Source organism: Aquimarina sp. ERC-38 (assembly GCF_026222555.1).
Taxonomy (GTDB): domain Bacteria; phylum Bacteroidota; class Bacteroidia; order Flavobacteriales; family Flavobacteriaceae; genus Aquimarina.
Window position 1 is genome coordinate 2190776 of the sequence record NZ_CP098511.1, and the last position, 19324, is coordinate 2210099.

At 36.7% G+C, this 19324-nt stretch carries 15 protein-coding genes; 9 read left to right on the forward strand and 6 right to left on the reverse strand.

Annotation, left to right across the window (positions count from 1 at the left end):
* Nucleotides 1-274 precede the first annotated feature (274 nt).
* Nucleotides 275-1156, forward strand: coding sequence for an AraC family transcriptional regulator (locus NBT05_RS09075; protein ID WP_265773167.1), 882 nt, complete (start codon nucleotides 275-277; stop codon nucleotides 1154-1156).
* A 39-nt stretch (nucleotides 1157-1195) separates the two neighbouring features.
* Here NBT05_RS09075 and NBT05_RS09080 read toward each other — a convergent pair whose 3' ends face one another.
* From NBT05_RS09080 to NBT05_RS09105, 6 genes are all read right to left on the reverse strand, one after another.
* Nucleotides 1196-2452 carry an NAD(P)/FAD-dependent oxidoreductase gene (locus NBT05_RS09080; protein ID WP_265773168.1) on the reverse strand — a complete coding sequence of 419 codons (1257 nt, stop codon included), beginning with the start codon at nucleotides 2450-2452 and terminating at the stop codon, nucleotides 1196-1198.
* Nucleotides 2453-2502: 50 nt separating this feature from the next.
* Nucleotides 2503-2811 carry a 2Fe-2S iron-sulfur cluster-binding protein gene (locus tag NBT05_RS09085; RefSeq protein ID WP_265773169.1) on the reverse strand — a complete coding sequence of 103 codons (309 nt, stop codon included), beginning with the start codon at nucleotides 2809-2811 and terminating at the stop codon, nucleotides 2503-2505.
* Nucleotides 2812-2871: 60 nt separating this feature from the next.
* Nucleotides 2872-4029, reverse strand: coding sequence for a cytochrome P450 (locus tag NBT05_RS09090; protein ID WP_265773170.1), 1158 nt, complete (start codon nucleotides 4027-4029; stop codon nucleotides 2872-2874).
* Nucleotides 4030-4116: 87 nt separating this feature from the next.
* A complete protein-coding gene (locus NBT05_RS09095) occupies nucleotides 4117-4935 on the reverse strand; it encodes an alpha/beta hydrolase (RefSeq protein ID WP_265773171.1) in 819 nt (272 codons plus the stop codon).
* A gap of 84 nt (nucleotides 4936-5019) precedes the next feature.
* Nucleotides 5020-6144 carry a Zn-dependent alcohol dehydrogenase gene (locus NBT05_RS09100; protein WP_265773172.1) on the reverse strand — a complete coding sequence of 375 codons (1125 nt, stop codon included), beginning with the start codon at nucleotides 6142-6144 and terminating at the stop codon, nucleotides 5020-5022.
* Between the two features lie 169 nt (nucleotides 6145-6313).
* Nucleotides 6314-7936 carry a tetratricopeptide repeat protein gene (locus NBT05_RS09105; RefSeq protein WP_265773173.1) on the reverse strand — a complete coding sequence of 541 codons (1623 nt, stop codon included), beginning with the start codon at nucleotides 7934-7936 and terminating at the stop codon, nucleotides 6314-6316.
* Nucleotides 7937-8230: 294 nt separating this feature from the next.
* On the opposite strand from NBT05_RS09105, the gene NBT05_RS09110 reads away from it, so the two are divergent.
* From NBT05_RS09110 to NBT05_RS09145, 8 genes are all read left to right on the forward strand, one after another.
* Nucleotides 8231-10768, forward strand: coding sequence for a glycoside hydrolase family 2 TIM barrel-domain containing protein (locus NBT05_RS09110; protein WP_265773174.1), 2538 nt, complete (start codon nucleotides 8231-8233; stop codon nucleotides 10766-10768).
* A 38-nt stretch (nucleotides 10769-10806) separates the two neighbouring features.
* Complete coding sequence (locus tag NBT05_RS09115; RefSeq protein ID WP_265773175.1) at nucleotides 10807-12090, forward strand: glycoside hydrolase family 117 protein; 1284 nt, start codon at nucleotides 10807-10809, stop codon at nucleotides 12088-12090.
* 14 nt (nucleotides 12091-12104) lie between these two features.
* Nucleotides 12105-13121 (forward strand): zinc-dependent alcohol dehydrogenase, encoded by a 1017-nt coding sequence (locus NBT05_RS09120; RefSeq protein WP_265773176.1) that lies wholly within the window; start codon nucleotides 12105-12107, stop codon nucleotides 13119-13121.
* A gap of 25 nt (nucleotides 13122-13146) precedes the next feature.
* Entirely contained in the window at nucleotides 13147-13911 is a 765-nt protein-coding gene (locus NBT05_RS09125) for an SDR family NAD(P)-dependent oxidoreductase (protein WP_265773230.1), read from the forward strand.
* Between the two features lie 30 nt (nucleotides 13912-13941).
* Nucleotides 13942-15393 carry an aldehyde dehydrogenase gene (aldA, locus tag NBT05_RS09130; RefSeq protein ID WP_265773177.1) on the forward strand — a complete coding sequence of 484 codons (1452 nt, stop codon included), beginning with the start codon at nucleotides 13942-13944 and terminating at the stop codon, nucleotides 15391-15393.
* Nucleotides 15394-16016: 623 nt separating this feature from the next.
* Complete coding sequence (locus NBT05_RS09135) at nucleotides 16017-17111, forward strand: mandelate racemase/muconate lactonizing enzyme family protein (RefSeq protein ID WP_265773178.1); 1095 nt, start codon at nucleotides 16017-16019, stop codon at nucleotides 17109-17111.
* Nucleotides 17112-17161: 50 nt separating this feature from the next.
* A complete protein-coding gene (locus NBT05_RS09140; RefSeq protein WP_265773179.1) occupies nucleotides 17162-18214 on the forward strand; it encodes an aldose epimerase family protein in 1053 nt (350 codons plus the stop codon).
* A 48-nt stretch (nucleotides 18215-18262) separates the two neighbouring features.
* Entirely contained in the window at nucleotides 18263-19282 is a 1020-nt protein-coding gene (locus NBT05_RS09145; RefSeq protein WP_265773180.1) for an L-rhamnose/proton symporter RhaT, read from the forward strand.
* Nucleotides 19283-19324: the final 42 nt, after the last annotated feature.

Here is a 19324-nt window from a genome sequence, read left to right on the forward strand (position 1 = left end):
TTGTTCTTTAATATAAAAATTTATTACAATATTGATTTTCAATACTATAGTGATTAGTCTTGATTCTTGTTTCCAGAAGCGATAGCGACCTGCCCGTAAGCAGGCGGGTCTTAAATCTTTACCAGGCACTCATGTAAAATTAACTATAATTAGTAATGTAATTACAAAAAATAGAAACAACTCAACATAAGTGGTTAACGAAGTTAAGACCTTGTGAAGTATACAAATTATACTATTTTTGCAATAAGTTAATTTTTATTGTCGTTTTAAGACTATGTTGCTACCTCCTAAAATTGAAGTTTCACTGGAAAAAATTGAAACTTCACAACATGTTTCCTTTCATACGGGTGTATATAAACAACCTTATTTTAATGGGAATTGGCATTATCACCCGGAGTTTGAATTGTTGTTAATTGTAAATGGCCAGGGAAAGAGGTTAGTTGCAGATCACGGGGAAGATTTTAAAGTAGGGGATATTGTACTACTGGGAGGGTATTTACCCCATGCTTGGATTCCTGATGCCAAGTATCTTAAAGAAAATTCTACGGAATACTGTGAATCAGTGTATGTTCAGTTTAAAAAGGATATTTTCGGGTCTCATTTTGTTGATATTCCGGAACTTAAAGGCGTTCGTAAAGTATTACGTTCATCAGAGCGAGGTATAAAAATCGAAGGAAAGTATAAGAATGAAATTATCGAATTGCTAAAGGGAATTTCAAAATTTTCTCCCTTAGATCAATTACTGAAATTAATCAAAATTTTAGACCTGATTAATCTCTCCGGATATCAGATATTAGCTTCTGAAGGATACTTGAATAATAGTTTTTATTTTAAATCGAACCGTATTATAAAAGTACATGAATTTATGATGGAACATTACAAACAGGATGTATCTCTCAATGAATGTGCGGAAATGGTAAATATGACCGTATCGGCTTTTTGCAGGTATTTTAAGAGTGAAACTAACTATACATTTACCAATTATCTAAATAAAGTCCGAATAGATTTTGCAAAGAAATTATTAATTAATACGAATATTCCAATCAAAGAAATAGCTTTTGATTGTGGCTATAATTCGGTTCCTTATTTTAACCGTCAATTTAAAAAGCTGGAACAAGTATCTCCGTATACTTTCCGGAAGTCTGTAAAAGAGTAAAAGAATTGTTGGTTAAGTTGATAGCTTTGATACGGAAATTTAAGCCATTATTAAATTGGCAGAGCTCAATTTTGCCGAAGTGTCTTTTAAATTGTCCTTATTAATTTTAGTACGGTCCTTGATAAATTTTGTTCCCAGTACATAGGCTTTAGCATTATTAATCGCATCTACTGCCTGTAGTTCATCATTTTTAAAATACCAGATAGAAAATTTGTGAGTGCTTCCTTCTTCGGATCGTATAATGCTTTCATCAAAATCTAAGGATAACCCTACTATTTGAAGTTTAATATCGTATTGATCTGACCAAAACCAGGGGATAGCATTATAAACAACCTCTTTACCACAAATGGATGCAGCTGCTATTTTTGCCTGGTCTACAGCGTTTTGTACGGATTCTAAGCGTATATAACGATCGTAATGCGGATTATGGTGATAGGTACAATCACCTATTGCATAAATATCCGGATCGCTAGTTTGTGCAGCTTGATTGACAGAGATACCATTTTCTATTTTAAGTCCGGCTTCTTTGGCTAATTCCGTATTTACCCGTACACCAACACCTAGTACGATAATTTCTGCTTTATATTCAGTACCGTCGTCACACATAATAGTATTGATGTGATTTTCTGTAGCAATAGAAGATACATTTTTTTGCGTATGGATATCAACTCCTTTTTCGGTATGTAACTCATGGAAAAACCGGCTCATATCTTCGGTGGTTACCCGGGCTAATATTCTGGATTCGCGTTCTAACAGGCTTACGGTCGCTCCAAGTTTTCGCAGAGAAGCAGCAATTTCCAAACCAATATATCCGCCACCAATAATCACCACACGTCTATTACTATCTTCCTGAACCGTTTTGCGAATATCATGCGCGTCTTGTATGGTTCTCAAAGTAAACAATTCGGATGCTTCGGTTAAACCTTTTATGGGGGGTACTAGTGGACGTGCACCGGTAGCTATCACCAGTTTATCGTAGTTTTGTACGGAACCAGTAGAGGTTGTAATGGTTTTTTTTAGGGTGTCAATACTTTTTACAGTAATACCCAATTGTAATTGAATCTGATCTTTCTCGTAACTCTCTGCAGATTTTAAAAGGTTTTTATCAATTTCGTCATCAGAGGTAAGGTAGGCTTTAGATAGGGGAGGACGGTGATAAGGCATATTAGGATCCTGATCAAAGATACGTATGTCGCCTTTCCAACCCTCTTTTCTCAGGGAAAAGGCAAAGTTAACCCCGGCGTGACTTGCTCCTATTACCACACAAACGGAAGCTTCGGTATTTTGATTTGTCATATGATATATATCCTATCTAAAATATTGAGAATTATAAGAGTAAAGCTATATTATTGAGCAACCGTCAGTATCAGTCCATCCAAAGCTTCATTTACTTCTAACTGACAGCATAGACGACTGTATTCAGAAACATTATCATCCAGTTCGAGCATATCCTGTTCAATCTCTCCCGGAGCTCCGGTTTTATCAAAATGATCCGGATGTACATGAACGTGGCAGGTAGCGCATGAGCATACACCTCCACAATCACCATCGATACCTTTTATATTATTATCTACTGCTAATTGCATTACAGATCCGGAATTACCCTCTACTGTAATAGTTTCGTTATCACTGGTAATAAAGGTTATTTTAGTCATATTTTAATAATTTGCGTTGTAGGTTTTGAAATATATAAATTTTAGCTAGTAGTGATCGAACTATTTATTAAAGATAACACTTAGTTTGTCAAAACCTACTTTCCGATTGAATTCCCCAAGGCTTTCTATGTTCTCTTTTGCATCCGTAATAGTTATGGAACCTACTTTTTTAGAAAGGGTATCTAATAAAATGTTCATAATTTGTCGAGCATGGGTTGCTCCCAGGCATTTATGATGGCTAAAGCCAAAACTTACATGAGGATTCATCTTTCTATCTAACACTACTTCGTTTGGATTTTCAAATACCGTTTCATCCCGGTTAGCAGAAGCCCAACATAATGAAATACGAGAGTCTGCTTTTACTGCATGTTCACAAACCGAAGCATCTTGGGTAACTACTCTTCCCATTTGGGTTAACGGGGCAAAATAGCGTATCAATTCCTCTACTGCCTTTCCTGTTATTTCAGGATTTTCCTTAATTAGTTTTAAAGATTCTTTATGCTCCGCAAAATAGGCAATAGTATTGGTAATAGAATTAATTACCGTATCCCTTCCACCTGCAAAAGTTAAAATCATGACACCTTTTACTTCTTCTTTCGTCAGTTTTTTTCCTTCAATTTCAGAATTAAGTAAGGTAGAATATAAATCCTTCCCCGGGTTTTTAATGGCTTTTTCAATTTGTTCGTCTATATAATCGTATAGAATATTTGCTTTATCTCCATCTAAAGCCGATCCTTCACTTCTAAATACATGCGTCCCCCACGAAATCCAGGTTTCGGATTCTTCAAAAGGAATATTAAGTAATAAAGTCAAAGCCCTGGATTGAATGAGTAGAGCAAATTCTTCTACTACTTCGATGGCATTATCTTCGGCAATAACAGTGTCGATAGCATCTTCAATGATGATATTCAATTCTTTTTGATAGGCTTCGCCCAAAGGTCTTTTAAACCAATCTTCTAATAAATCCCGGTACGTTTTATGCATGGGCGGATCAACTTCAAAAGGGATTTGTCGGGTATCACGTATATGGACCTCCGAAGGAATCACAATACGGCCCGGGGCAGCTCCGGATTGGTAAGTTTTCCAATTATGCGCACATTTTCGCACGTCTTTAAGACGTAATACCATTTTGACCGGATCGTTCTGATCATCCATTTCACCACATCCTACTTGCTGTCGGGCTTTTTCAAACGGATCAGAAAATGTGCTATTCTTCATAATAAAGGTATTTTATAGTTACAAAGTAAATTAGATATTTTCACTCAAAATTATCTTTTATTGATAAATTATTAAACAATTTTATCTTTAAGACGGAGAGTTATGGTTTAGAATTTTGTTGAAAAATAATATAGTGTCTTTTATATGGGTTTCCCAGTATATCCATTCGTGCTTTCCGGGATGTTCTTCATAGATATGTGCTATATCAATCTCTTTTAATTGAAGGTGTAGTTTTCGGTTTCCTTCGATAAGCAAATCCTCCGAACCGCAATCAAATCTAAACGGAGGTAGGTGTTCTTTGTGTTTTAATATCGTTTGATACACCGACTCATTCTCCTTATCCGATTGATCATAGGATGTTAAGGGTTCTTCTACAAACAGTTTCATTTCTTCCAGAACGGTTATGGATGATAAGCCGGAAACTGCTTTAAACATTTCATGGTTTTTAATCCCTAAACGCAGTGCCCCGAATCCCCCCATAGATAACCCGGCAATACATAGTTTGGATTGTACACTGGCTTCGGGGATTAATTCTATTACCGCTTGTACTACATCTACGGTAATCCATTGTTCAAAATCAGCTTGCGTATGGGGTACATAACCGCTACCATCTCCCCAGAGCCCATCAGAAGGCATGGCGATAATCATGGGTTTTACCTCTTTATTTTTAATCCAGGATTCCATTTTTAAATGAATGCCTGTTTTTTGTGACCAGATCCAATGGCTACCGTATACTCCGTGAAGTAAAATCGTAATAGGTAAATCTTTCAAATTGTGACCGGAAGGGACGTATACTGTAATATCCCCTCTTTGTTTTAAATGCCTACTCTTGACCGTAATATGCCGCAATTGATTGGCTTCAAAGCGTGGATCGGATAGTTCTGTAGTTCTGAATTTTGATGACATATGTGAAGGTGTTACCTAGGTATTTTTTAGTAAAATAATTTTTATGGAATAACAATATGGAAATATAAAATAGCTAGGCTACCTTTAAGGTTCAAATACAATAACACCTTTTGCATTTTTACCTGACAACATATCGTCAAAAGCTTGTTGCAATTCTTCAAATTTATAAGTAGTGGTAATCATCTCGTCCAGCAGTAAATCACCCTTGCTATAAAGTTCCAGGATTTTCGGGAAATCAATTTGTGGTCTACATTTCCCGTATAAGGGATTAATGTATATTTTATCCCATTCAAACAATTGCATGTCGATGGTTACTTCTTGTTCTATTCCACTAACCTGAACGGCAGTTCCGGCATTGCGAACCATCCCCAGGGGTGCTGCTCCTAATTCCGGTATGGCAGTACATTCAAAAGCAAAATCAGCACCTCCTTTACCGGCAAGCTCTTTTACTTTTATAGTAGCCTCTTTTAAACCTTTATCCGATTTTTCAGCTAACAGCAGATCGGTTGCGCCAAACTTTTTGGCCATTTCTAAACGTCCCGGATTAATATCTATGGCAATGATTTTAGTTGCCCCGGAGACTTTAGCTCCCTGAATCACATTCAAACCAACACCGCCGGTACCAATAACGGCTACAGTTGACCCCGGAGTAACTTTAGCTGTATTAACCGCAGAGCCATAACCGGTCATCACGCCACATCCGATAATGGATGCTGCGCTAAATGGAATTTCAGTTTTATATTTTACAACTGCCTGTTCTTTTACAAGGGTATGAGTAGAGAGCGTACCAATGTTAAAAGAACGTTCAATGCCTTTATCCTTAAAAAGAGTACTTTCTAATCGGGCATGTCCTTTTGAGACCTCTCCGTCCGGTAAAGCATCCCCGGCCACCACCGGAGAATTGTTCTCACAAATATGCTGATTCTGTTCCTGGCATTGAAAACAGGTTCCGCAAGGAATTGCCCAGTTTAAGATTACATAATCACCGGCAGCTACCGTGGTGACGTCGGGTCCCACAGCTTCTACGATTCCTGCTCCTTCATGACCTAAAATAACCGGTCTTCCCCAGTGTAAAGAATCGTGATCCGTATGGCATAAACCCGCTGCCATAATTTTTACCAGTACCTCATCCTTTTCCGGAGGTAATAGTCTTACTTCTTCAATAGAAAAATTCCCGTCTCCGGAACTAATAGCTGCTTTTGCTAACATATATATATCTTAAAAAATACGGATTGTAAAGTAATTGTTTAATTAAAGCCAATAATTAAATCATTTTATCAATTAATTGTAGTATTTATACATAATTGTCTTTCTACTTTTAAGAAGTTGGTAGGCTATATAATCTTATTAAAAATATAGTTGTAAGGGTTTAGAGAAATTAATAGTTGGATATAAATTCTACTAAATTGTCGTTTCTTTCCAGATTTAATTTCTTTCGCAACCTATATCGAGAAGTGTGAACACTTTCCACCGAAATACCAAGTAACGAAGCCATATCTTTACTGGAAAAATTTAATTTAATCAGCGCACAGATTTTTAAGTCCGTCTGAGTTAATGCAGGAAAATTTGATTTTAAATTTCTGTAAAAATCTTGATTGATATCAATAAATCGTGCCTCAAATTCTTTCCAGTTGCTTCCCATACCGGATTGTATGGACTTGATAATTTTATTTACTGAATTTAGATTCAAATTATCTTTATTTTCTGCCAATGAATTTTTTAAACTTAGAATAAATTCATCTTTCTCGATTAATTGTAAGGCAGATTTAGCAAGTTCTTTGTTTTTAAGCTTAATTGCCTTTTTACTTTCGTCTAGTTTAAGTTGCTGTTGTTGTCTAAGTAGATGTTTTTCCTTTTTATGTTTTATTTTTAAATTTCTAAAGATCATTACCCCTACAATGATTGAAAAAAGGAGTATGACAAATAACAAACTTGATCTAAGGAGGGATATTTTTTGTTTACTTTCTAATTCTAATAATCGCTGTTCTTTTAATAATTGTTCCTGTTTTTCTTTTTGAAGGCGGTATTTATCCTTGATTTCATACAAATACTCATTATTTTTACTATTGATCCCGAAGATTTTATTTTCAAATTCAATGGCTGTTTTATAATGATCAAAAGCTTCTTTATACTCTTTATAATTATAATGAATTTTAGATAGCTGCTTATGATTGATAATCTGGTAGTTCATATGGCTCTTATGGATATGAAGTAATTCCAGGGATCGGGTAAAATGATATTTACTTTTTTGAGGTTGATTTAGCTTTTGATAAAGTTTCGCCAGGAAATAATGAATAATGACAAGGTATGATTCGTTATTATCCTCAAAGTACTCTTTACATTGTAGTAGTAGATCCTCAGATTTTTCAAAATCACCGTTTTGAGCTAGAAGAAAGCCTTTTTCGGCTTCCAGGAAATAATTTCGAATTCCCTGATTCTTAGACCTAAAATATAAATATGAACTATCCAGGTACGTCCGTGCGGTTTCAAAGTCTTGATTGTAACGGTAAAAATTAGAAATAGAAAAATAATCACTGATGGTATAATCAATACTAATCTCGTTATTCGCATAAAGTTCCTTACTGATTTCTAGTGCTTTGCTAAAATTCTTTAAGGCAATTTCCCTCCGGTTGTACAAGCTGTAAAGCCAACCTAAAGACTGGTATACCCGGGATTGTGAAAATTCGTCATTACTCTTTTCCGCCAGGAACAAGGCTCTCCAATAACCATCGTATGCCTTCCCATAGTCCAGGTTATGTCCGTACAATTGGGATAATTCATAGATACTTCTAATCTGATTAAAGGTGTCTTTTCGAGTAGCAAAAAACTCGATACTTTTCTCATAATTGGCAACGGCCTTTTTGAAATTTACGAACTTGTTTTTTCTGGCATCCTCCAGATATGAATTTGTTTTATATACCTGTTGTGACCACACTGTTTGACAACAAAAAATAGTTGTTAAAGCAATTGAGATTATTAAAAGAGGTACCTTTTTTAACATTATAATTTTATTTGACCTATTGCCGTTTAAATTCTAGTTTTATAATTATCTTATTTTAAGATAATGATTTACTTTATCTATTGAAATAAACGTTTGTTTTGTGTAATCTTGAGTAAAACAACGAAAAATAAAGAAAGCATTAAAAGAAAATTACAAAAAGTCTATATTTAAATAGTAGCTTTGTCTAGTAATTTAGTGTTTGATCTTGTTTATGTACAGTTTATGTCTAGTTTAAGATAATCAAGATTTCAAGCTTTGTGTGATATTTGTAAAATATATAAATTAACAAAAACAATGACAACTTTAAGAACTATTCTTAAATTTAGCCTTATCCTTAACATTTTTATAGTTTCTTCTCAAGATTATTCGGAAATTGGCAATTACGATTTTAATAACCACTGGAATTTTAAGTTAATAGAAAACACAGGAACCTACGATAACGACCTTTATAAGGAGTGGACTAAGGTTAAAATACCACATGATTGGAGTGTTGGTTTTGCTTTTGACTCTATTAAAGGTGAGGGTGCTACCGGATACCTTCCAGGAGGAAAAGGCTTGTATAAAAAAGAATTTACGGCTACAAATGATAAGAACATCACTACCTATTTACTATTTGACGGGGTTTATAACAAGAGCTCCGTGTATGTAAACGATAAATTATTAGGTTTTCACCCTTACGGATATTCACCTTTCTATTTTGATATTTCTGATTATTTAAATAAAGCGGATGATTCCAATACGGTAAAGGTAGATGTCGACCGTACTAGGTACGTAGATAGTAGATGGTATACGGGATCAGGTATTTACAGAAAAGTAAAGCTAATACGTAAAAATAATCTGCACGTTCCGGTTTGGGGCATATTTATTACAACCCCGGTTATTAATGAAGAAGAAGCTGTCGTAAATGTAAAATCTACGGTTAAAAATAAGTACGCAGAAGATCAGAAATTTGACCTTCAAATAAAAATTCGGGATGATAAAGGAAAAGTGGTAGCAGAAACTGTGCAACCATCCACTATCAAATCAGGGAGTAGTATGGAGGTAGCACATCAACTAAAAATACCGCAACCTTATTTATGGGATATAGATACTCCTAGAAGGTATGATGCTGAGATTAGTATAGTTCAAAAAGGAAATAGTATTGATAAAAATACGGTAAATTTTGGGGTAAGAACGATTGCCTTTGATGTGGATAAGGGTTTTTTCCTTAATGGAAAGAATACGTTAATTAAGGGGGTGTGCCTTCATCATGACGGAGGTATTGTAGGTGCTGCTGTCCCTAATGATGTATGGAGAAGAAGGTTGTTAAAACTAAAAGATGCTGGATGTAATGCTATTCGTATTTCACATAATCCGGGATCAGAAGAATTTCTGAATCTTTGTGATGAAATGGGATTTTTGGTACAGGACGAATTTTTTGATGAATGGGATAATCCAAAAGATAAGCGATTAAATCAAAACGAAAGAATTGTAGATTCCATTTCTCGAGGGTATACAAACTACTTTCAAGAGTGGGCAGAAAAAGATTTAAAGAATACCATACTAGCCCATAGAAACCACCCTTCTATTTTTCAGTGGAGTATAGGAAATGAAATAGAATGGACCTATCCTAGAAATGCGGATGCAACTGGCTTCTTTAATAATATGAGCTGGAGTGGAAATTATTTTTGGGAAAAACCACCTCATAGCGTAGAGCAGATTAAAGAAAAATTAGCTACGTTGCCCGTAGGTAAATACGATATTGGTAAAACAGCTAAAAAACTAGCGGCCTGGACCAGGGAATTAGATACTACCCGTTATATTACGGCCAATTGTATTTTACCTTCTTCAAGTCACCTGTCGGGTTTTGCAGATGCCCTGGATGTGATAGGATATAGTTACCGAAGGGTTTTATATGATTATGGTCATGAAAATTACCCGGATAAACCTATTATGGGAACCGAAAATTTAGTACAGTGGCACGAGTGGAAAGCTGTTCTGGATCGGCCGTTTATTTCAGGAACCTTTCTTTGGACGGGGATCGATTATATGGGAGAGTCTCACGATCAATGGCCTAGAAAAGCTACACCAAGCGGAATGCTGAATGTTGCCGGGTTTGAAAAGCCTTCTTTTCACATGATGAAAACCCTTTGGAATGACAAGCCTCATATGTATATGGCTACGCAAACGCTGGATAAATCCATATTTAAAGAAGATGAAAAAACAGGTGCTCCGGTCGAGAGAAAAGAAGGGGGATGGAAAAAAGCTTTATGGGATTGGCATGATGTCAACGAACATTGGAACTACACACCAAATGAAAAAGTAGTAGTAGAAATTTATTCTAATCATGACGAGGTAGAATTATGCCTTAATGATAAAAGTTTTAAAACAAAAAAATTAGCAGATTTTGAAGATAGAATTTTTAAATGGATTATTCCATTCCAGGAGGGGGAATTAAAAGCTGTCGGAAAAACAGCCGGCAAAACCGACGAAGTGATTACTTTAAAAACAGCAGGTAAATCAAATAAAATACATTTGAGTGCAGATAAGACTACAATGCAAGCTGATGGCTCTAGTGTGGTGCATGTAATTGCCCAACTACAAGATAATTACGGAAATCCAATAAGAAATAATGAAGAGACGATTACTTTTTCTGTAGAAGGTAACGTAACTTTGCTTGGAGTGGATAACGGGTCACCTTTTAATGTACAAGACTATACTTCTAATAGTATTACAACGGATAAAGGAAGATGTTTATTATTAGTTCAAGCTAAGGAAACAAAGGGTGAGGTTACTATAAAAGCAACAGCAAATAACATAAAAAGCAACCCATTACAAATTAAAGTTGACTAAACTTTTGCTATAAATAAATTATTAAACACAAAACACCAATGAATGTAAATTATAAAATTGCATGTTATTTATCTGCAATCTTTGCATTATCTGCTTGCAATCAGTCCGTATCTCAGGGGACTAAGACCACAGAGAGTACTGAAAAACCTTGTGAGCCGGAATTAGATTTATCCCCGGAAAAATTAGACCGGTTTGGAATTACGAATAAAGAATATTTAAGTGCAGCTTCTAAAAGAGCTTTACAGTGGAAGTATGTTGAGAATGACTGGTACCGGGTGTTTAATGAGATGAAACCTTTAAAAGGGGATCTAGCTTATGAAGAAGGTGTCGTTCGCCGTGATCCGTCTGCAATGATTAAAGCGGACGGACTGTATCACGTATGGTATTCTAAAAGTGTGGGAAAAACGGATGGATTTAGCGGTGACGTTGAAAAAGATAAAGTATTTCCCTGGGATCGCTGTACCATCTGGCATGCCACCTCAGAAGATGGCTGGACGTGGAAAGAAGATGAAGAAGCTGCCATACCCCTCGGTGAGAAAGGTACCTACGATGATCGATCGGTCTTTACCGTAGAAGTAATGGTGTGGGATGGAATGTACTATCTATGCTATCAAACCATAAAGTCCCCGTATAACGTACGTACTAAAAATGAAGTGGGTCTGGCCTGGTCAAAGTCGCCTAATGGACCCTGGGAAAAAAGCAAAGAACCTATCTTAAAGCCAGCAGATAACGGTATCTGGAAAGGAGAAGAACAAAACCGTTTTAGTGTTGAGAAAAAAGGGGATTTTGATTCTCATAAAGTACACGACCCCTGTATCCTTCCGTACAATGGTAAATTCTATTTGTATTACAAAGGAGAGCAAATGGGAGAAGAAATATTATACGGAGGCCGTCAGATTCGGCATGGAGTGGCTGTTGCCGATAACCCAAAAGGACCTTATGAAAAATCCAATTACAACCCTATTTCTAACTCCGGACATGAAATTTGTGTTTGGCCTGTCGATGGAGGGATTGCTTCCTTAATTACTACGGATGGTCCCGAAAGAAATACGTTTCAATGGTCACCTGACGGGATTAATTTTGAAATCAGAGCAGCCGTAAAAGGGGCAAATATGCCACATGCTATTGGTCTTAACAGAACCATTGAAGTTAGTAAAGATAACCCGACCGCAATATTCGACTGGGGATTGTCACACGTTTACAACAGTTGGCATTATCAAAGCATTATGAGATTTGATTCTTACCGTAAAACATCTCACGTAGCTCAGGGAGCTATTACTCCTAAGGGTGAAAAGAAAAAAGACGAACAAACAGATAATTAATAAACAGAATAGTATTGAAAGCAACGATATACGAAGGTAATAAAACCTTTAGCGTAGTAGATAAAGAAATTGCAGCACCCAAAGAAGGAGAAGTACGTATTAAAGTAGCGTATTCTGGTGTATGTGGAACGGATGTACATATCTATCATGGGATGATGGATAAAAGGGTAAGCATCCCTGAGACAATTGGTCACGAGATGTCCGGTGTGATTGATGCCGTAGGAGGAGGAGTGACCGGATATGGAGAGGGAGATAAAGTAGTAGTACGCCCTTTGGATGACCGCGGTGCTAAACCCTCGGATAAAGGATTTAATCATATATGTCAGGACCTTAAGTTTATTGGAATTGACAGTCCGGGTTCTATGCAACAGTACTGGAACGTACCTGCATTTACTTTACATAAATTAAAATCAGAAACCGATTTAAAACTGGCAGCACTTATCGAACCTTTATCTGTGGCAGTTCATGACGTCCGATTAGGGGAGGTAAAACCGGGGGAAACGGCTGTTGTTTTAGGAGGTGGTCCTATTGGTTTACTTGTTGCCATGGTAGCTAAAGAAGCCGGAGCTGAGGTTATTATCTCTGAGGTGAATCCGGTACGTATCGCTAAGGCAAAAGATTTAGGTTTTGATGTAGTAAGTCCTGTAGAAACCGATTTGGTGCAATACGTAACAGAAAAAACAGAAGGTCGATTGGCCGATGTGGTCTTTGAAGTAGCAGGAGTACAACCGGCCCTGGATGTAATGACCGAAGTAGCAGGAATTCGCGGAAGAATAGTGGTGGTAGCGATCCACGGAGAACCAAAACCAGTAAATTTGTTTAAGTTTTTCTGGAAAGAATTAAAATTAATTGGCGCACGAGTATATGAGAAAGAAGATTATGATAAAGCTATTCAATTAATAACAGATAATAACTTACCTTTTGAGGATCTAATTACCGATGTTCAACCCTTAACTAATATCCAACAGGTATTTGAAAATATTGACAAGAATCCTGACGGGCTTAAAGTATTAATGGATTGCCAACAATAAAATTAACAACTTATAATTAATGAGCATTTTAAATAAATTCAGTTTAGAAGGAAAAACAGCTTTAGTAACCGGATGTAAACGGGGTATCGGTAAAGCAATGGCTATTGGTCTAGCAGAAGCCGGAGCTAACATTATTGGTGTTTCGGCAAGTCTGGAGAAAGAAGGAAGTGATGTAGCTAAAGAAGTAGAAAAAAGAGGAAAAGAGTTTAAAGCATATCAATGTGATTTTTCAGATAGAAAATCATTGTATACATTTATCGCAGCGGTACAATCGGATTTTCCGGTAATAGACATTCTGGTAAATAACGCAGGGACTATTTTACGAGCTCCGGCAGCAGAACACTCTGATGAATATTGGGATAAGGTGATAGAGGTTAATCAAAACGCACAGTTTATCCTTACCCGGGAAATAGGAAAAAAAATGGTAGAAAAAGGGAGCGGAAAAGTTATTTTCACTGCCTCTTTGTTAACTTTTCAGGGAGGGATTACCGTTCCCGGATATGCAGCCAGTAAAGGAGCTATTGGTCAAATGACCATGGCATTTGCTAATGAATGGGCATCAAAAGGAGTTAATGTAAATGCTATTGCTCCCGGATATATTGCTACGGACAATACGGAAGCTTTAAGAAATGACCCCAATCGTTCGGAATCTATTTTATCAAGAATACCTTCCAATAGATGGGGCGCACCTGAAGATTTCGCCGGACCGGTAGTATTTCTGGCTTCAGAGGCTGCAGGGTATATGAATGGTTCTATCATGGTCGTTGACGGCGGATGGATGGGTAGATAATCAGAATAAAAATATTTGAAAAATAATCACATGAAAGCTAAAGAATATCAACTTTTTATAAACGGAGAATGGACTAAAGCAACTTCAGGTAAAACTGCGGAGATTACCAGTCCTATTGACGAAAGTGTTGTAGGTACCGTACAAATGGGGGTAGAAAAAGATGCGGAAATTGCATTAGAAGCAGCAGATAAGGCCCAAAAAGAATGGAGAAAGATTCCGGCCAGAAAACGTGCCGAACTGATGCGAAAATTTGCCGAAGAAATCCGGGCAAATAAACCCTATTTAGCAGAATTACTAACCCGGGAACAAGGAAAAATAATTTCATTAGCAGAAATAGAAGTAGAGGTAACCGCTACTTTTATTGAATATGCGTGTGAATGGGCGAGACATATAGAAGGGGATATTATGCCTTCGGATAATGAAAAGGAACATATCTACATTCATAAAATCCCAAGAGGGGTTGTAGTGGCTATTACCGCATGGAATTTCCCATTAGCCCTAGCGGGTAGAAAAATTGGACCTGCCCTGGTTGCCGGAAATGCAATTGTTGTAAAACCTACCCAGGAAACACCATTGGTAACACTGGAACTAGGTTTCATTGCAGAAAAAGTAGGTTTACCAAAAGGTTTGTTAAACATTGTTACTGGATCCGGGAGAGTTTTAGGAAACGCATTAGTTGAAAATTCTATCACCAAGATGGTGACAATGACCGGTAGTACCCCTGCCGGACAGCAAATTTTTAAAGCTGCGGCAAAAAACCTAACCCACGTTCAACTAGAGTTAGGGGGAAAAGCACCCGCCATTGTTTTTGAAGATGCCAATCTGGATCAAGCTGCTGAGGCTGCATTTAATTCCCGTTTTGACAATTGTGGTCAAGTGTGTACTTGTAATGAAAGAATGTACGTACATGAGAATATATACGATGCATTTATGGCTAAGTTTTTAGAAAAGATTAAAACGTATAAAGTCGGTAATCCTTTAGATAGAAGTGTATCTATGGGACCTAAAGTAAATGCTTCCGAACTTAAAAATATAGAACACCTGGTTGAGGTAAGTATTAACGAAGGCGCTACGGTGGCAACCGGAGGTAAAAAACCGGAAGGAGAAGCTTTTGAAAAAGGATACTGGTATGAGCCCACAGTTCTTACTGATGTAACCCAGGAAATGACTATTGTACACGAAGAATCTTTTGGACCTATTTTACCAGTCATCAAGTTTAAAGATTTTGATCAGGTAATTGGGTACGCTAATGACTGTGAGTACGGACTAGCTGCAATGATCTTTACTAAAGATATGGCGACCATTATGCGTTGTAACGACGAACTGGAATTTGGAGAAATCTATGTAAACCGTGGTCATGGAGAGCAGCACCAAGGTTTCCATAACGGATATAAACTTTCCGGAAGTGGAGGAGAAGATGGTAAATATGGTTTTGAACAATATTTGGAAAAGAAAACCTTTTATATAAATTACGGTTCTTAATAAGATTCGATAATTTACAGACAGGATTTTTATAAATATTTCTGTATGTAAAATATGAAAAACTTTTTAGGTTTTTCTAAATAGTATGATTTCAATTCTCAAATGTTGCAGGGTACATTCATCTATGATGTTTTGTTAAATTTACCTCTGTTACATTTAGGGAAAAGCGTCAATTCGAGTGTTTCTTCGTAATGAAATGGAGAAAAAATGTATCGAGAATAGCTTTTCTGACTAAAATCCTTATTCTCGATACACTTCTTCCTTTGGTCGAAGCACTCGAACTGACGGATTTTACAATAATTATTATTTAAATGCACCAAGGGTTAAATCTGTTTCATTTGAGAATTGTACTGAATAATAAATAGAAGTTTAAACAGCTTCGTATATAATAATACAAAAGAAATTTTTAGCAAATTTATAGTGCTCCTTTGAGATACTGATAACACCTGCTTGAGTTTTATGAGCAGATTGACATTCTACGTGTCGATTTTTCAGAAGAGAAGTAATGATTTTCTTTTGCTAAAAAATTAGGTGATGCATGGGATAAAGTTAAAACCCGGATAAATAGTATCAGTAAACAGGTATATAGCATTATAAAATCTTAGAATAGGATATATTACATTATGAATACACAAATTTCAGTAATTACCACGCGTTTGTTTGAGGTTCCTTTACCAGAGGTATTATCAGATGCAAAGCATGGGGATCATTATCATTTTGAGTTGATTACCACTACGATAAGCCTTGCAGACGGAACCGAAGGTACCGGATATACGTATACAGGGGGTAAAGGCGGAAAGGCTATTAAAGCCATGATCGACCATGATTTTAAAGAGGTGCTTATCGGTAAAGATGGTTCTGATATAGCAGGTATCTATGATTTCTTAGAATGGCATATTCACTATGTAGGACGAGGAGGGATTGCATCATTTGCTATTTCTACCGTAGATATTGCTTTGTGGGATATTCATTGTAAAAAAGCAGGGCAACCCTTGTGGAAAGTTGCCGGAGGTGCTGATCAGACTTGTAAAGCTTACTGCGGAGGTATTGATTTGCAGTTTCCGTTACCTAAATTACTTGGTAATATGGATACTTATCTTAGTAAAGGTTTTAAAGCGGTAAAAATTAAAATCGGAAGGGAAAACTTGGATGAAGATATCGAAAGAATTAAAGCTGTTCGTGAACATGTGGGTAAGGATGTAACTTTTATGGTAGATGCCAATTATTCTATGGATATTGATAAAGCTATCGAAGCCATAGAACGATTTAAGGAATATGATATTACTTGGTTTGAAGAACCTATCATTCCGGACAATTATAAAGGATATGGTGAAATTGTAGATAAAACTAATTTTCCTTTGGCCATGGGAGAAAACCTACATACCATTCATGAATTTGAGTATGCCTTTGAACAGGCAAAACTATCTTTTATACAACCTGACGCTTCTAATTGCGGAGGGGTCACCGGATGGTTACGGGTAGCAAAGTTGGCTAAAAAACATAACATTCCGGTATGTTCTCATGGGATGCAGGAATTACACGTTAGCCTGGTTTCTTCACAAGAAAATGCAGGTTGGCTTGAGGTTCATAGTTTTCCAATCGATGAATATACCACCCGACCACTAGTAGTAGAAAATTATCGGGCAGTAGCACCTGATACTCCAGGTACCGGGGTAGTTTTTGACTGGGAGAAGTTAGCACCCTTTGAACAAAAATGATAAAAATTGAATTCACACCACCTATTTATTAATTATTCATCTTAAAACATATGAAAGTAGAAAAACAAAATTTTGGTACGATTGATAACAATCCCGTATCCCTGTACGAATTATCCAATGAGAATGGAATGATCGTTAAAATTTCTGATTATGGCGCAACCATTACCTCTATTCTTACACCGGATGCGCAAGGTAAATCTACGGAGATTACGTGCGGTTTTGAAGATGTTTCCGGTTATTTTTCTGATGAATATAAAAGCAATGCCCCTTACTTTGGGGGAACGGTAGGTCGATGTGCCTCCCGAATCCATGAAGGTGAATTTACCCTGGAAGGAAAATCCTATACCCTTGTAGGTAATGATAGAGGAAATCACCTGCATGGCGGTACCCAGGGATTTGATAAAAAAATGTGGGAAGTAAAAGATAGCAGTAAAACAACAGATAAAGCAACTCTTAGCCTACAATTGAACAGCCCGGATATGGAAGAAGGATATCCAGGTAATGTAACGGTGATTACAACGTTTACACTAACAAAGGATAATGAATTGATCATTTCTTATGAAGCCGAAACGGATAAAGCAACTCCTATTTCGCTAACCAATCATTCTTATTTTAATTTATCAGGATTTAAAGAAACGATACACCACCATAAGGTACAGATAGATTCCGATGCATTTCTGGAAGGAGATGATAAAGGTGTTCCACAAGGGGGCGTTGTCAAAGTAGACGGAAGGCCAGAAGATTTTAGAAAAGCCAAACTATTTAAAGAAGCCCTGGATCAAATGGAAACCGGTTTTGATAATTACTACTTATTTCCGGCAGATTTTCAACTTCGGAAAGTAGCTTCTTTTGAACATGAAGAAAGTGGCAGAGGGATGGAAGTTTCGACTACAGAACCTGGGATGTTATTTTATTCAGGTTATTTCACTTCGGATTTATTAAAACGGGAGAACGGAGATCAGTACGGCCGGTATAGAGCGTTCTGTTGTGAAACCCACCGATATCCTAACGGGGTAAATCTTGAAGATGCTCCTAAGTCTATTACGTATCCGGGAGAACCCTATACGAGTACAACTATTTTTAAGTTCTACACTACCAAGTAAACAATTCACATAAACAACCACATCTTTAATCATTAAAATTTAATTATTATGACAATAGGAATATTATTTGCGGTCTTTGCCGGATTAATGTTAGGATTATACGCATTACCTGAAAAGTATACTAAAGGCTATGAATTTGAGAATACCTGGGGAATGATGTTTTTTATAAATATGCTCATTATTCCTATTGCCGCGGGGTTTTTACTCGTAAATGGATTTAGTGATATTATTTCTAATATGCCTGCCGATATTTTATGGAAGATGGGACTGGCAAGTTTGCTTTGGGGAATAGGAGTAATGATGTGGGGTAAAGCGATCAATTATATTGGCTTGTCCTTAGGCTTTTCTATTTTTATAGGTACCGTTATATTGGTCGGCTCCTTACTACCATTCCTGGTAGACGGATTGCCTCCTAATAATGTATTTATGGTGATTCTTCTAGGAATTTTGGTGGTTTTATTTGGGGTTTCTTTTAATGGAAAAGCCGGGATGTTAAGACAAGCCGAAGATCAAAAAGATCTTACTGAAGAAACTTCTTCAAAGTCCTCTTCTATGACCATTGGTATTACTATAGCCATTATAGGAGGATTGTTAGCTACCGGGTTTAGTTATGCAAACGCCTACGGAAGACCTTATTTACATGAAGCATGTCAACAAGCCGGAAACCCGGAGTGGATTACTGCAGTTATGGTTATGGTCATTATCTATGTATCCGGAGCCATCTTTGTGATTCCGTATTTTATCTATCAATTAAGTGCAAAAAACTTATGGGGTAAGTTCAGTTCTTCACATACGCCTACCAACTTATTTTATACTTTTATTATGGCCTTGTTAAACTTTGCAGCTTCCGGAACCTTTGCGTTTGCAGCCTATAAATTAGGATCTTCGGGAAATACGGTTGGGTATGCTATTTTTAATACGGTTTGTGTTGCGGTAGCTATTGTGACTGGAATTCTTACCGGAGAGTGGAGTAAAACCAGTTCAAAACCGAGAAAGTTTTTATATTTGGGATTGGCTGCTATGATTGTTGGAGTAATTATCATTGCTTCCGGAAACGCTATACGTTAGTTTAAATGATAAACCGTTGTAATCAAGTACATTTGTTTAGAG

Bases quoted from the DNA above. Each gene is read 5' to 3' on its own strand.
- NBT05_RS09075 (WP_265773167.1), top strand. From the start codon at position 275: ATGTTGCTACCTCCTAAAATTGAAGTTTCACTGGAAAAAATTGAAACT.
- NBT05_RS09080 (WP_265773168.1), bottom strand. From the start codon at position 2,452: ATGACAAATCAAAATACCGAAGCTTCCGTTTGTGTGGTAATAGGAGCA.
- NBT05_RS09085 (WP_265773169.1), bottom strand. From the start codon at position 2,811: ATGACTAAAATAACCTTTATTACCAGTGATAACGAAACTATTACAGTA.
- NBT05_RS09090 (WP_265773170.1), bottom strand. From the start codon at position 4,029: ATGAAGAATAGCACATTTTCTGATCCGTTTGAAAAAGCCCGACAGCAA.
- NBT05_RS09095 (WP_265773171.1), bottom strand. From the start codon at position 4,935: ATGTCATCAAAATTCAGAACTACAGAACTATCCGATCCACGCTTTGAA.
- NBT05_RS09100 (WP_265773172.1), bottom strand. From the start codon at position 6,144: ATGTTAGCAAAAGCAGCTATTAGTTCCGGAGACGGGAATTTTTCTATT.
- NBT05_RS09105 (WP_265773173.1), bottom strand. From the start codon at position 7,936: ATGTTAAAAAAGGTACCTCTTTTAATAATCTCAATTGCTTTAACAACT.
- NBT05_RS09110 (WP_265773174.1), top strand. From the start codon at position 8,231: ATGACAACTTTAAGAACTATTCTTAAATTTAGCCTTATCCTTAACATT.
- NBT05_RS09115 (WP_265773175.1), top strand. From the start codon at position 10,807: ATGAATGTAAATTATAAAATTGCATGTTATTTATCTGCAATCTTTGCA.
- aldA (WP_265773177.1), top strand. From the start codon at position 13,942: ATGAAAGCTAAAGAATATCAACTTTTTATAAACGGAGAATGGACTAAA.
- NBT05_RS09135 (WP_265773178.1), top strand. From the start codon at position 16,017: ATGAATACACAAATTTCAGTAATTACCACGCGTTTGTTTGAGGTTCCT.
- NBT05_RS09140 (WP_265773179.1), top strand. From the start codon at position 17,162: ATGAAAGTAGAAAAACAAAATTTTGGTACGATTGATAACAATCCCGTA.
- NBT05_RS09145 (WP_265773180.1), top strand. From the start codon at position 18,263: ATGACAATAGGAATATTATTTGCGGTCTTTGCCGGATTAATGTTAGGA.